Genomic DNA, 13,732 nt, shown 5'->3' with positions numbered 1-13,732 from the left:
ATTGGCCTTTTATCGGATTTAAAACGGAATGAACGACCCCTTTAAACAAGCAGCAGCCAATAGGAAAGTCCTGACGGCGGGCGAGGACGCCGCAGGGCGGCTCGATTCCTTCCTGACCGAGGCGCTTTCGGGCGAATTTTCGCGTAATCGCATCAAGAGCCTGATCGAACAGGGCGCCGTTTCGATCAACGGCAAGCCCGTGACCGAAGCGAAGAAGAAGGTCCAGCCAGGCGACCGCTTCGAGATCGACCTGCCCGAACCCGAAGATCCGGAGCCGAAGGGCGAGGATATCCCGCTCGACGTTCTCTATGAGGACGACCATCTGATCGTCCTCGTCAAGCCGGCCGGCCTCGTCGTGCATCCGGGCGCTGGCAACTGGACGGGCACGCTCGTCAATGCGCTGATCCACCATTGCGGCAACAGCCTCTCGGGCATCGGCGGGGTCAAGCGCCCCGGCATCGTGCACCGGCTCGACAAGGAAACGAGCGGCGTGATGGTCGTCGCCAAGAACGACGCGGCCCACCGCCACCTGTCGGACCAGTTTGCCGACCATGGCCGCACCGGTCCATTGGAGCGCGCCTACCGCGCCGTCGTCTGGGGACGCCCGCGCCAGCTGAAGGGCACCATCGACGCGCCGCTCGGCCGCGCCGGGGACCGCACCAAGCGCGCCGTGAAGCGCGAGGACAGCGACGACGCCCGCGAAGCGATCACCCATTACGAAGTGGTCGAACGCTATCTCGAAAAGCCTGATGGCACGAGCCTGGCATCGACAGTCGAATGCCACCTCGAAACCGGGCGCACCCACCAGATCCGGGTGCACATGGCGCATATCGGCCATCCGCTGATCGGCGATCCGGAGTATGGCGCGGCCTTTCGCACCAAGGCCAATCTGCTGCCCGACGCGGCAAAGGCCGTCGTCAGCCAGTTCCACCGTCAGGCCCTGCATGCCTTCATGCTGCAGTTCGAACATCCGGCAACCGGCGAGACCATGCACTTCGAAGCACCGATGCCCGACGACATGGCGGCCCTGGTCGAGGCCTTGCAGGCCGCGACGTAACACAACCTCTTGAATTTTGGGCGCGGAACTCCAATCTTGACTGCGCCTCTATTCGTGATCTGTCTTGCCTCCGGCGTCACATGTTAGTGAAACCGGACTCCTTGAATCATGCTTTCGCCGTACTTATTTCATAGCCTCGTGGGGTCTTGACGAAGACCCACATGCCCGGCCTGCCGCCCGGAGGCCGGAGACTATAAAGGGGGGTGCTTCATGGCCCGAAACAATTTACCGTCCATTGCCGCTGGTGAAGGCGGCCTCAATCGTTATCTCGACGAAATCCGCAAATTCCCGATGCTCGAGCCGCAGGAAGAGTACATGCTCGCCAAGCGGTATCAGGAGCATGACGACCGCAATGCCGCTCACAAGCTCGTCACCAGCCACCTGCGCCTCGTCGCCAAGATCGCGATGGGTTATCGCGGCTATGGCCTGCCGATCGGCGAAGTCGTGTCTGAAGGCAATGTCGGCCTGATGCAGGCCGTCAAGAAGTTCGAGCCCGATCGCGGCTTCCGCCTCGCGACCTACGCGATGTGGTGGATCAAGGCTGCCATCCAGGAATACATCCTGCGCTCCTGGTCGCTGGTCAAGATGGGCACCACCGCCAACCAGAAGCGGCTGTTCTTCAACCTGCGTCGCCTCAAGGGCAAGATCCAGGCACTCGACGAAGGCGACCTGAAGCCGGAGCACGTCAAAGAAATCGCCACCACGCTGAAGGTCAGCGAGGAAGAGGTCATCTCGATGAACCGTCGCCTGTCCGGCGACGCTTCGCTGAACGCGCCGATCAAGGCGAGCGAAGGCGAATCCGGACAATGGCAGGACTGGCTCGTCGACGACCACGACAACCAGGAACAGATCCTGATCGAGCAGGACGAGCTCGACAGCCGCAAGGCTTTGCTCGCAAACGCCATGAAGGTTCTCAACGATCGTGAACGCCGCATCTTCGAGGCACGCCGCCTCACCGAAGATCCGCTGACGCTGGAAGACCTGTCGAGCGAATTCGATATCAGCCGCGAGCGCGTGCGTCAGATCGAAGTCAGGGCCTTTGAAAAGGTCCAGGACGCCGTCCGCAAGGCAGCGCTGGAACGTGCCCAGGCTCTGCGGGTCGTCGAAGGCGCATAATCCAGAACGGATGCAATAGAAACGAAAAACCCGGCGAGGTTCTCGCCGGGTTTTTTGTTGTCTTTCCGCTTTACCCAGTCCTGGCCTATTGCCCGGTCGCTGCCGTGCTGCCTGACGATCCCCAGGCACGCATGGCCTGGCTGAACGCCTCGTTGCCGCTCTGCCCCTTTTCGAGCGTCAGCAGCGCGCGGCGGCCGTTGCGATAGGTCAGCGGGATGTCGATCCAGCCGCGGCTGCGCAGCAGCTCGGTGTTGTTGCCGACCGCTTCTGCAAAATCGTTGAGCGCGATCATGTGGAAGTCGTCGGTGATCTTGGCGGGCACTGCGATCAGTGCATCGCCGCGATCCTGCTCCGTCCGCTTCATCGAAACGCGCTGCACGCCGTCGATAGCGCCGCCTTCGAAGTTCTGCGGCAGCGAGAAGACGAACTCGATCACGTGGCTCGCCGGCAGCGACGGATCCGCATTGCGCTTGATCGTCATCAGGGCGGTCAAGCCACGGTCAGGCACGTTGATCTGGGCCTGAATTGCCGGCTCCGGCTTGGCGTCGCCACCTGGAGATTCCTCCTTGACCGACCATGCGACCGTTCCCGGAATGGCCGTCGGAGAGGATTGGCCGAGCCGCTCCTCGTAGAGGAACATCTTTTCGCCACTGGCGACGGCAACGTCCGGCTGAGCCGGCTGTGCGCTTGGTTGCTGGCCGGTCGCAGGCGTTCCGGCTTCAGCACCTGGCGTGGCGGCTGCATCTTCCTGCGGCCTTCCCGCTTCAGTCTGCGGTGCGACCGACTTGCCTTCCTGCGCAACGCTTTCACCGTTCACCACGGCCGGGCCGGCATCCGTCTCCGAGCCGTCAGCCAGAAGACGCTGGGTAAATTTCGTCGATGTGTTGGCAGGAACGGCCGTGTCGTCATGCGCGCCGGGCTGTTGTTGCGTGGTGGCCTCGCCAGTCTGCGCCGGGGGCGTGCTCTGTTCAACGGGCGTCTCGCCCGTGCCGGAAACAGCCGAGGTGACCGACGCCACCATGCCGGAGATCCAGGCATTGCCCGCTTCCCGGTTCTGCCAGTAGGCAAATCCGCCGCCACCGAGCAAGAGCAGCAAGCCAGCGGCAATCACCACACGTTTGACGCTGAAGCGCGAAGGCTTCGGCGTCGTACGGTACGACGTTGGCCGCGAAGGGGCCGCAGCCGGCATCTCGACGCCGCGATCTGTATCTTTGGCCGTTGCAACTCCCGCTGCAGCACCTGCAGCAGTGGTCGCGCCGCCTTCCATACCCAGAAGATCGTCAATATGATCCCAGGCAGTAACGGCGCGCTCCTGCTGACTTGCAGGCTCGGTCACGTTCGCAGCCGTCGCTGGCGCCGACTTTTCGACCGGCCACGACCAATCGGAGATTTCGGCGTCGCTGGCCTTCGGCGCAGGGCGCTCGGTAATAGAAGCAAAGGGGTCGTCGTCGTCGAACGACCAAGACCGGCTGGCGTCCGCTTTTTGAGCCGCCGGTTCGATTTCGACAGGATTTTCCTCAACCGGATGCATGCCGAGCAACTCCGGCGTGCCGGCGTCGTCGACCACGTCGTGCAACCCTGCATCCAGCGAAGCGGATGCCGGAGCCGGCTTTGTGTCTTCCCAGTCGGGCAGTTCCCATTCCGAACGCGCCGGCGTTTCCGCGACAGGCTCGACAGCGGGCGTATCCCAGGTCGCTTCCTGAACCGGTTCGGGTTCAGGCTCGATTGGCGTTGCACCGGGAGCGTGATCGTAGATCGCGTCCGCGATCGGCTCGGCGCTCGCGACGATTTCCTCGTCATGCGGCAGCACGGCTTCTGGCCGCTCGTCCTCGACGGGAGGCTGCCAAGCAGCCTCGGCCGGTTCTTCGGTCGCCTCGACCTGTTCGGCTACGGTCTCGACATATTCAGCGGGCGCTTCGACCGGCAAGGGTTCAGCGTAGACTTCCGGCTGCTCATGAACCTCGACAGGCGCATCGGCGTAGACAGCGGCGGCATCGTCAACGATTTCGGGTGCCGGTTCTTCGGCGGCGGCCGTTACCGGTTCGCTCTCAACCTCGGGCTCCGGCTCGACCGGCTCGACAGCGGTCTCTGCGACGTCGACCGGTTCCGGCTCCACCGCAACGGGCACGACCGCGTCGACGGCTTCAGCCTTCGGCTCGACGTCGTCGATCGCCGGGAGCGCTTCAGCATATTCGCTGTCGACCTCGACGATCGCGTTTTCGAGCTTCGCCAACTGGCGATTGATCATGTCGTCCGACGGACGGGGATTCATATTCTCGAGCTGGCGACGCACGGCGGCGCGCGCCTTCTCGAAGACCTTATCCCGCATTTCAGGTGTGTTTTCCGACAGGCCGTCAACGGTCCTGCGAATAACTGCAACAAAATCCGCCATCAGAACTTTCTCATACGCTCAGGCATGTGTTTGCGATCACGACGCAATGTCAGTCCGCCGACACTAGTCCTCAAAGGGGTCCGTCACAAGTATCGTGTCGTCCCGCTCCGGGCTGGTCGAAAGAAGAGCCACCGGTGCACCGATGAGTTCTTCGACCTGGCGAACATATTTGATCGCCTGTGCCGGAAGATCTGCCCAGCTGCGTGCGCCGACAGTCGATTCCTTCCAGCCTTCAAGTGTTACATACACAGGCTTTGCCGAAGCTTGCTGCGCCTGGCTGGCCGGAAGATGATCGATCTGCTGTCCGTCGAGAGTATATCCGACGCAGATCTTCAGTTCATCGAGGCCATCGAGCACGTCGAGCTTGGTCAGCGCGATGCCGGTGATGCCGTTGGCGGCAACCGACTGGCGCACCAGCGCCGCATCGAACCAGCCGCAACGGCGCTTGCGTCCGGTAACCGTGCCGAACTCGTGGCCGCGTTCGCCCAGGAACTGACCGATCTCGTCATGAAGTTCGGTCGGGAACGGTCCCTCGCCGACGCGCGTCGTGTAAGCCTTGGTGATGCCGAGGATGTAGCCGAGCGAGCCCGGGCCCATGCCCGAGCCGGCAGCGGCCTGGCCGGCAACGGTGTTCGACGAGGTGACGAACGGATACGTGCCGTGGTCGATGTCGAGCAGCGTGCCCTGGGCGCCTTCGAACAGGATGCGCGCACCCTTGCGACGCGCCTTGTCGAGCAGCACCCAGACGGTGTCCATGAACGGCAGGACCTTGTCGGCAACCGAAGACAGCTCGAGCATGATCGCATCATGGCTGATTTCCGGCTCGCCGAGGCCGCGACGCAGCGCGTTGTGGTGCGTCAGCAGGCGATCGACCTTGGCCGGCAGGGTTTCGAGATCGGCAAGGTCCATCACGCGGATCGCGCGGCGACCGACCTTGTCTTCATAGGCCGGGCCGATGCCGCGGCGGGTGGTGCCGATCTTGGTGCCGCTGTTGGAGGCGGCGTCTTCGCGGAAGCCATCGAGTTCGCGATGCAGCGAAAGAATGAGCGTGGCGTTGTCGGCAACGCGCAGGTTCTCCGGCGTGATCGTCACGCCCTGCTTGCCGAGCTTGTCGATTTCAGCGATCAACGCATGCGGGTCGATGACGACGCCGTTGCCGATGACGGCGAGCTTGCCGGGACGCACGACGCCGGACGGAAGCAGCGACAGCTTGTAGCTGACGCCGTCGATCACCAGGGTATGGCCGGCGTTGTGACCGCCCTGAAAGCGCACGACGATGTCAGCGCGCTCCGAGAGCCAATCTACAATCTTGCCTTTGCCTTCATCACCCCACTGGGATCCGACCACCACGACATTCGTCATAATTCTCTTCCTGTTGACGGGCGCAAGCGGGGTTGCGCTGTTCTCAAAACCCGCGCATCTATACTGTGTTGTCTCCGGGAAAGCGACCCCGTTATGACGGGCGTTCCGGCCTTTTTGCATGACAAGCGCGGGATTTAGCGCCTATATCTGGCGTCTCCCTCGCCCTTGCGGCCATCGATCCCCGTCATCCCAGCAGGTTGCAGCATCGTGAATTCCAGGGCCTATTTCTATCTCTGCGTCACAGCACTCTTCTGGGGCGGCAATTCCGTGGCCGGAAAAATGGCCGTCGGGCATGTCAGTCCGATGATGCTCACGACCCTTCGCTGGGTGTTCGCGCTCGTCATCATCCTCGTGGCGATGACTCCGCAAATCCGCCGCGATTGGCAGAAGATAAAGCAGCATTGGCTGCAGCTGCTGGCCTATGGCGTGATCGGCTTCACCACCTTCAACGCCCTGCTCTACTCCGCGCTGAAATATACGAGCGCGATCAACGCGGTCATCCTTCAGGCCGGCATCCCGATGTTGATCTTTCTGTTCAACTTCATGCTGTTTCGCACCCGCGCTTCGATCGCGCAGGTGATCGGCTTCACCGTGACGCTGATCGGCGTTCTGATCACCGCCGCACACGGCGACATCGCCAGTCTCATGCAACTGGAATTCAACTTCGGCGACGCCCTGATGATTGCCGCCTGCATCGTCTATGCCGCCTACACGGTGGCACTTCGCTGGAAGCCCGCCATGCATTGGCAGAGCTTCATCGCCGCCCCCGCCTTCGGCGCGCTCATCAGCGCCGTTCCGCTGCTGTTCTGGGAAATCGGCAACAGCACGGCGATCTTTCCTGATATGACCGGCTGGATCATCGTCCTCTACGCCGCCATCTTCCCATCCTTGATGTCGCAAGTGCTCTATGTGCGCGGCGTCGAGATGATCGGCGCCAATCGGGCCGGCCTGTTCATCAATGCTATTCCCGTCTTCGGCACGTTGCTGTCGGTGATGCTGATCGGCGAGACATTCCACACCTTCCATCTCATCGCCCTTCTGCTCGTGCTCGGCGGTATCGCCATTGCCGAAAAGGGGCGACCCAAGCACTGACCGTGCGCGCCTGCGTAGTGAAGCCTCGCCAATGCAATCCCTAGACCTAGGGAGGCGCCTTAAGGCTTGGTTAGCAGATGAATGTTTCTGTCCGACCCAGATTGTATTCCTGGGGCTAAGGCTGTGAAAAATATTAGAATTTCGACACGTATCTACTTATTGACGGCGATGGCGCTGATCTTCATGGCCGCAGCGATGGCCTACAAGACGCAGGTCGCCAACGCCGAAGTGAGCCAAGAGCGCCAGCAGATGCTGCGCAACGTCACCGAAGCGGCGATCTCGGCGATTGCAAGCTTCGAGGAGCAGGAGCGCAGCGGTGCGCTGACCCGTGAGGAAGCGCAAAGCCGCGCCATCGCAGCCGTCATGGCCATGCGCTTCGGCCAGGACGGCTACTTCTTCATCAACAGCTTCGACGGCATGATGGTGGCGCACCCGCTCGCCAAGAAGCTTGTTGGCACCGATATCCGCGGCCTCAAGGACGCCAACGGCAAGGCATTCAACGTCGAGCTGATCGCGCTTGCGCAAAATCCGGGCAACGGCATCGTCAACTACTATTGGGACAAGCCAGGCTCGGAGGAGCCGGTCGAGAAGTACTCCTACATCCAGGGCTTCAAGCCATGGGGCTGGGGCGTCGGCACCGGTGTTTACGCCGACGATCTCGCGGCAAAATACAATGCTTCGCTGATGATGACTGTTATCATCACCGCGATTGCCGCCATCGCCACGCTTGCCGCCGCGATGGCGATCGGCCGGTCCATCAGTCTCCCGATCAACCGGCTCAAGGACGTCATGCTCGAAGTCTCGCGCAACGAAACCCGCTCGGATGTCCCCGATACCGGCCGCCGTGACGAGATCGGCAACATGGCCGATGCGCTGGTGCTGCTGCGCGCTTCGGTGATCGAACGCAATGCGCTCGAAATCCGCCAGCGCGAGCAGCAGAAGGTGCTCGACAGCGAACGTAATGCCAACGAGGAAATGCAGCAGACGACCTCACGTACCCAAGCCCATGTGGTCAGCACCATCGGCGGTGCACTGGAACGACTTGCTAGTGGCGACCTGACAATCGACGTCCCCGAACTCGGCGTCGAATACGAAAAGCTGCGCAAGGACTTCAACACCGCCGTCGACGCGCTGCGCTCGACGGTGAGCGCGATCGCCGACTCGACCTCGGTCGTCAACGGCAACGCCAATGAGATCAGCAAGGCAGCCAACGACCTGTCGCAGCGCACCGAACAGCAGGCGGCCTCGCTTGAAGAGACTGCGGCTGCGCTCGACGAGATCACCTCGGCCGTGCAGAACTCCACCAACCGTGCCGAAGAGGCAAGCCGCATGGTGGCCGATGCCCGCAAGGGAGCCACGGCATCGAGCGAGGTCGTGCGCGACGCGATCACCGCCATGGGACGCATCGAAACCTCCTCCTCCAAGATCGGCGAGATCATCGGCGTCATCGACGATATCGCCTTCCAGACCAACCTTCTGGCGCTGAACGCAGGCGTCGAGGCCGCACGCGCCGGCGATGCCGGCAAGGGCTTTGCCGTCGTTGCCCAGGAGGTTCGCGAACTGGCGCAGCGTTCGGCAACTGCTGCCAAGGAGATCAAGGGCCTTATCACGGCATCGAGTGTCGAAGTATCCGCCGGCGTGCGCCTGGTCGAAGCGACGGGCACAGCCCTCGGCGACATCGAGCACCGGGTCAACGAGATCAACGACCGGATCGTGGCGATTGCGACCGCAGCCCGCGAACAGTCGGTCGGGCTTCGCGAGATCAACACCGCCGTCAACCAGATGGACCAGATGACGCAGCAGAACGCCGCCATGGTGGAGCAGACATCGGCTGCAAGCCAGACGCTCGCTTCCGAAAGCAGCGTTCTTGCAGGCCGGTTGGCGCATTTCACCGTCGAGGAAAAGCAGTGGCGGCCTGCGGGCCGACGCGCAGCCTGATCCGGTAACGACACAAGCAAGCCGAGACAGGGGCGCCGGCCGAGCCGGCGCCCCTGTCGTTTCAGGTCAGTGCGCGCTCCATATAGACCGCATCCTCGCCGTAGCTCGCAAGCTTCGATGCCAGCCGCTCGTCCATGCGGACGGAAAATCCCTGCCGCTCCCAGAAGCCGCGCGAGCCGTTGACCGAGACCAGCGACATGGAGCGATAACCTTCCGATCGGGCGATATCGGCAAGCAACGGCACGACATTGCCCCCTGCCCCGGACCCGCGCGTCTCAGGCAAAAGCGCCAGATCATGAATATACCAGGTGTCGGCAGCGTCCGGGATCTCGCCCAGCATCGAATTCAGCGAAGGCGGTGCGCGCCGGACCCAGGGGTGGCTCAGCACATAGCCTTGCGCGATGCCGCCGACCTCCAGCATGAAGCAGCCCTCCGGGCTTAGTTCCAGCCGATCGGCAAGAACGTGGTCGTCCTCGGGGAACGCCTCGTGCACCACCAGCTGAATTTCGGAAACCGAAACGAGGTCGGGAAGGCTGGCCTCGCGCCAGCGGAACGTCTGTCTTGCCATCGCTGCCATCAACACTTCAAACCGAAAAACGCACCGGCTTGCCCGATGCGTTTCTGGTCGTTCTCGAACTTAATTCTGATCCGCTTTCAAAAAGCGAACCATTTTCTGGGGCATAGACCGGAAAATCATGGCCGATTTGCGCCCGCATGCCTTGCCCGGAAATGGGCGGACAAGACTGCCTTGTCGGCGATCAATCGATGTTGAACACCAGCGGCTTTGCCTGACGGATCGCCGCGTTGGCGCGCAGCTTGTCGAGCACGTCCTCGGAAACCGGGCCGTCGACATAGAGTAGCGCGATGGCGTCACCGGCTTCCTTCTCGCGACCGAGCTGGAAGTTGGCGATGTTGACACCGGCATTGCCGAGCGTCGTGCCGATGAAGCCGATCATGCCGGGTACGTCGGTGTTGGTGATGTAGACCATGTGGCTGCCGACATCGGCGTCGAGATTGATGCCCTTGATCTGGATGAAGCGCGGCTTGCCGTCGGAAAACACCGTGCCGGCGACCGACCGCGTCTGATTGGCAGTCTTGACCGTCAGCTTGATGTAGCCGTCGAAGACGCCGGTCTTGTCGCGCTTGACCTCGGACAGGATGACACCCTTTTCCTTGATCATGATCGGCGCCGAAACCATGTTGACGTCGGCAACCTGCGGCCGGATGAGGCCGGCGAGCACGGCGCTGGTCAGCGCCTTGGTGTTCATGCCAGCAGTCGCGCCGTCGTAAAGGATCTCGATTTCCTTGATTGCGCTTTCCGTTACCTGGCCGACGAAGGCGCCGAGCACATCGGCAAGCCGGATGAAAGGCTTCAGGATCGGTGCTTCCTCAGCGGTGATCGAGGGCATGTTGATGGCGTTGGAAACGGCACCCTTGACGAGGTAGTCCGACATCTGTTCGGCCACCTGCAGGGCAACGTTTTCCTGCGCTTCCGTGGTCGAGGCGCCGAGATGCGGCGTGCAGACGACGTTCGGCAGGCCGAAGAGCGGGCTCTCGGTTGCGGGTTCGACCTCGAACACGTCGAAACCGGCGCCGGCGACGTGACCCGACCGGATCGCGTCCGCAAGCGCCTTCTCATCGACGAGGCCGCCACGGGCGCAATTGACGATGCGCACGCCCGGCTTGGTCTTGGCGAGCGCTTCGGCATTGAGGATGCTGCGCGTCTTGTCGGTCAGCGGTACGTGCAGGGTGATGAAGTCGGCCTGGGCCAGCAGTTCGTCGAGCTCGACCTTGGTGACGCCCATTTCCTCGGCGCGCTCCTTCGACAGGAACGGGTCGTAGGCGAGCACGTGCATCTTCAGGCCGATGGCGCGCGAGCAGACGATCGAGCCGATGTTGCCGGCGCCGATGACGCCGAGCGTCTTGCCGGTGATCTCGACACCCATGAAGCGGGACTTCTCCCACTTGCCGGCCTGCGTCGAGGTATCGGCGGCCGGAAGCTGGCGGGCGACGGCAAAGAGCAGGGCGATAGCGTGTTCGGCTGTCGTGATCGAGTTGCCGAAAGGCGTATTCATGACGATGATACCGCGGCGCGAGGCGGCCGGGATGTCGACATTGTCGACGCCGATGCCGGCGCGGCCGATGACCTTGAGGTTGGTCGCAGCCGCGATCAGCTTTTCGGTCGCCTTGGTCGCCGAGCGAATGGCAAGGCCGTCATAGTTGCCGATGATTTCGGCAAGCTTGTCCTTGTCCTTGCCAAGCTTCGGCTGGAAATCGACTTCGACTCCACGGTCGCGGAAGATCTGGACGGCAGTTTCCGACAGTTCATCGGATACGAGAACGCGAGGTGCCATGATGGCCTCCTTGAAAAGATCAGGTCTGAACTTGAATGCGGTACAAGGGCTTCGCTCCCTTTAGGAGCGAAGCAAACGCTTGGAGTTAGGCCGCTGCCTGCGACAGCGTCGCCTTCTGGGTCTCGAAAGCCCAGGTCAGCCAGGGCATCAGCGCTGCCATGTCGGATGCTTCGATCGTCGCGCCGGCCCAGATCCGGAGACCGGACGGAGCATCGCGATAATGGCCGATGTCGAACGCGACACCTTCCTTTTCGAGGAGAGCGACAACGCCCTTGGCAAAAGCCGCCTGTCCGTCGGCATCAAGCGCTGAGACGTCCTTGTCGACGATCTTCAGGCAGACCGACGTATTGGAGCGGGTCTCGTCCTTGACCGCCAGGTTGGCGATCCAGCCGTTGGCGTCGACGAAGTCGAAGATCACCTGAGCATTGGCATCGGCGCGCGCCATAAGGCCCTTGAGCCCGCCGACCTTCTCGGCCCAGACCAGCGCATCGATATAGTCCTCGACGCAGAGCATCGACGGCGTGTTGATAGTCTCGCCGGTGAAGATGCCTTCAATCAGCTTGCCGCCCGAGGTCATGCGGAAGATCTTCGGCAACGGCCAGGCCGGCACATAAGTCAGCAGGCGTTCGACGGCGCGCGGCGAAAGAATGATGACGCCATGTGCGCCCTCACCACCGAGAACCTTCTGCCAGGAGAAGGTGACGACGTCGAGCTTGGTGAAATCGAGGTTCTGCGCGAAGGCGGCAGAAGTCGCGTCGCAGATCGTCAGGCCCTTGCGGTCGGCCGGGATGAAATCGGCGTTCTCGACGCGAACGCCGGAGGTCGTGCCGTTCCAGGTGAAGACGACGTCACGGTCGAAATCGACCTTGGAGAGATCTGGAAGTTCGCCGTAACCGGCTTCGAACTTGCGCACGTCGGCGAGCTTCAGCTGCTTGACCACGTCGGTCACCCAGCCGGCGCCAAAGCTTTCCCAGGCGACCATGTCGACGCCGCGCTGACCAAGCAGCGACCAGAGCGCCATTTCGACGGCGCCGGTATCAGAAGCGGGCACGATGCCGATGCGGTAATCGGCCGGCACTTCAAGAATGTCACGGGTAAGATCGATGGCCTGCTTGAGCTTCGTCTTGCCGACCTTGGCGCGGTGCGAACGACCGAGCGGAGCATCGGAGAGAGCATCGAGCGACCAACCGGGGCGCTTCGAGCAAGGTCCAGAAGAAAAATGGGTGTTGTTCGGACGGAGGTCCGGCTTGGCAGGCTTCGTCATGTGCTATCCTTCCAGATAGATAGCCCTTCGTTGGGGAAGGGTGTCCCGCCGTCGGAAATATTGCGGGTCTGGAAGGAAGTCAAGCGACTTGTGTCGCAATCGAGAAAATTTATGGCGGGTTAGGCAAGATCAGCAAAGACGGGACCGCCGCCGCCGACCGATTGTTACCAGAAAGCGAACCGCAGGCCGGCTCTGATCTCGTGACGCGAAAGACCGTCATCGAAGCCCTTCGCCCCGCTTGCGCCAGCAAGCGCCTCGGCACCGAAGCCGAACATCTCGCCGTCGCCGATGTGCGAATAGCGGTAGCCGACATCAAGCTTCAGACGATCGCTGAGGTCGTAGGAGACACCGGCCATCAGCGCATAGGTGAAGCGCCAGCTGTCGTGGCCGTCGAACGATGGGGTGGTCGGGCCGCCGGCACAGGCGCCGCCGCCGGCAACGCAGCTTTCGCTGGCAAAGGCGGTGTTCCAGCGCAGATTGGTCGCGCCGATACCGGCACCGAGATAGGGCGTGAAGCCGGCGAGCGTTCCGAAATCGACATAGGCGTTGGCCATCAGGCCCAGCGCGGAAAAATCCGCAGTCGTCGACAAGGCACAGGACGTGCCGGCTCCCTGCCCCACACACGGGCTTGCACCAAGGGCCGAGCCGTCGAAACGACCCTCGAAATAGTCGGCCGTGAGATCGGCGCGCAGAGTGTCGGTGATCTGGTAACCGAAGCCGATCGCGCCTGAGAGCGGCTTGTCGAAGCGCGCGCCGTCGAACGGGGTCGTGCTGTAGCTGCCGGTGCCCGCATCGAAGGTGCGGTAGAAGGGATCGCCGGCGTCGCGCCAGCCGGCATACCCGATGTCGCCGCGGATGTAGAGGCCGTTGCTGCCGGTCGCTTCCTGGGCAATGGTGATTTCCGGCGCGTCGATCAGGGCCTCGTCAGCGGCAAGCGCCGCACCTGAGGCAAGCAGGCCGATACCGAACGTGGCTCCGCAGATCCCGTTTCGCCATTCCATGCCCATGCCCTTTCGCTGCAATTGCCGTCGCCGGACGGGATCCACCCATCGGCTGCTTCGTTCGGCGTTAACTATTGCAGACCGAGGTTAACTGTCGGTTAACCATGATCCTTAAGCCCTCGCCCATCGATGTTAACGATCTCCAGAGGTACCTCC

At 62.3% G+C, this 13,732-nt stretch carries 10 protein-coding genes; 4 read left to right on the top strand and 6 right to left on the bottom strand.

Going from position 1 to position 13,732, the window contains the following annotated elements:
- The first annotated feature begins 28 nt into the window (after window positions 1–28).
- Together AC1Q80_RS25245 and rpoH are read left to right on the top strand one after the other, a co-directional pair.
- Window positions 29–1,057: an RluA family pseudouridine synthase gene (locus AC1Q80_RS25245; RefSeq protein WP_492362194.1), complete on the top strand. Its 1,029-nt coding sequence runs from the start codon at window positions 29–31 to the stop codon at window positions 1,055–1,057.
- Between the two features lie 210 nt (window positions 1,058–1,267).
- Window positions 1,268–2,173, top strand: a complete 906-nt coding sequence (gene rpoH / locus AC1Q80_RS25240) for an RNA polymerase sigma factor RpoH (RefSeq protein WP_077500721.1) — start codon at window positions 1,268–1,270, stop codon at window positions 2,171–2,173.
- An 85-nt stretch (window positions 2,174–2,258) separates the two neighbouring features.
- Here the strand turns inward: rpoH and AC1Q80_RS25235 are convergent, their stop codons facing one another.
- Together AC1Q80_RS25235 and AC1Q80_RS25230 are read right to left on the bottom strand one after the other, a co-directional pair.
- A complete protein-coding gene (locus AC1Q80_RS25235; protein WP_492362193.1) occupies window positions 2,259–4,565 on the bottom strand; it encodes a RodZ family helix-turn-helix domain-containing protein in 2,307 nt (768 codons plus the stop codon).
- A gap of 63 nt (window positions 4,566–4,628) precedes the next feature.
- The gene (locus AC1Q80_RS25230) at window positions 4,629–5,927 is read right to left on the bottom strand and encodes an adenylosuccinate synthase (RefSeq protein ID WP_173423571.1); all 1,299 of its coding nucleotides are present in this window, start codon (window positions 5,925–5,927) and stop codon (window positions 4,629–4,631) included.
- A 207-nt stretch (window positions 5,928–6,134) separates the two neighbouring features.
- Between AC1Q80_RS25230 and AC1Q80_RS25225 the strand changes: the two genes are divergently transcribed.
- Entirely contained in the window at window positions 6,135–7,019 is an 885-nt protein-coding gene (locus AC1Q80_RS25225; protein WP_173423572.1) for an EamA family transporter, read from the top strand.
- A gap of 123 nt (window positions 7,020–7,142) precedes the next feature.
- Window positions 7,143–8,957 (top strand): methyl-accepting chemotaxis protein, encoded by a 1,815-nt coding sequence (locus tag AC1Q80_RS25220; RefSeq protein ID WP_492362192.1) that lies wholly within the window; start codon window positions 7,143–7,145, stop codon window positions 8,955–8,957.
- A gap of 61 nt (window positions 8,958–9,018) precedes the next feature.
- Here the strand turns inward: AC1Q80_RS25220 and AC1Q80_RS25215 are convergent, their stop codons facing one another.
- The 4 genes from AC1Q80_RS25215 to AC1Q80_RS25200 form a co-directional block, all read right to left on the bottom strand.
- On the bottom strand, window positions 9,019–9,525 hold the full coding sequence (locus AC1Q80_RS25215) for a GNAT family N-acetyltransferase (protein WP_173423574.1): 507 nt from the start codon (window positions 9,523–9,525) through the stop codon (window positions 9,019–9,021).
- Between the two features lie 190 nt (window positions 9,526–9,715).
- A complete protein-coding gene (serA, locus tag AC1Q80_RS25210) occupies window positions 9,716–11,311 on the bottom strand; it encodes a phosphoglycerate dehydrogenase (RefSeq protein WP_173423575.1) in 1,596 nt (531 codons plus the stop codon).
- 85 nt (window positions 11,312–11,396) lie between these two features.
- Window positions 11,397–12,575 carry a phosphoserine transaminase gene (locus AC1Q80_RS25205; RefSeq protein WP_492362191.1) on the bottom strand — a complete coding sequence of 393 codons (1,179 nt, stop codon included), beginning with the start codon at window positions 12,573–12,575 and terminating at the stop codon, window positions 11,397–11,399.
- A gap of 164 nt (window positions 12,576–12,739) precedes the next feature.
- Window positions 12,740–13,576: an outer membrane protein gene (locus AC1Q80_RS25200; protein ID WP_492362190.1), complete on the bottom strand. Its 837-nt coding sequence runs from the start codon at window positions 13,574–13,576 to the stop codon at window positions 12,740–12,742.
- Window positions 13,577–13,732 lie beyond the last annotated feature (156 nt).

The organism is Ensifer sp. GW823-FHT05D09 (assembly GCF_058795755.1).
The sequence above is the reverse complement of the archived record's forward strand: the minus strand, read 5'-3'. Positions and strand labels throughout refer to the sequence as shown.

Bases quoted from the DNA above. Each gene is read 5' to 3' on its own strand.
- AC1Q80_RS25245 (WP_492362194.1), top strand. From the start codon at position 29: ATGAACGACCCCTTTAAACAAGCAGCAGCCAATAGGAAAGTCCTGACG.
- rpoH (WP_077500721.1), top strand. From the start codon at position 1,268: ATGGCCCGAAACAATTTACCGTCCATTGCCGCTGGTGAAGGCGGCCTC.
- AC1Q80_RS25235 (WP_492362193.1), bottom strand. From the start codon at position 4,565: ATGGCGGATTTTGTTGCAGTTATTCGCAGGACCGTTGACGGCCTGTCG.
- AC1Q80_RS25230 (WP_173423571.1), bottom strand. From the start codon at position 5,927: ATGACGAATGTCGTGGTGGTCGGATCCCAGTGGGGTGATGAAGGCAAA.
- AC1Q80_RS25215 (WP_173423574.1), bottom strand. From the start codon at position 9,525: ATGGCAAGACAGACGTTCCGCTGGCGCGAGGCCAGCCTTCCCGACCTC.
- serA (WP_173423575.1), bottom strand. From the start codon at position 11,311: ATGGCACCTCGCGTTCTCGTATCCGATGAACTGTCGGAAACTGCCGTC.
- AC1Q80_RS25205 (WP_492362191.1), bottom strand. From the start codon at position 12,575: ATGACGAAGCCTGCCAAGCCGGACCTCCGTCCGAACAACACCCATTTT.
- AC1Q80_RS25200 (WP_492362190.1), bottom strand. From the start codon at position 13,576: ATGGAATGGCGAAACGGGATCTGCGGAGCCACGTTCGGTATCGGCCTG.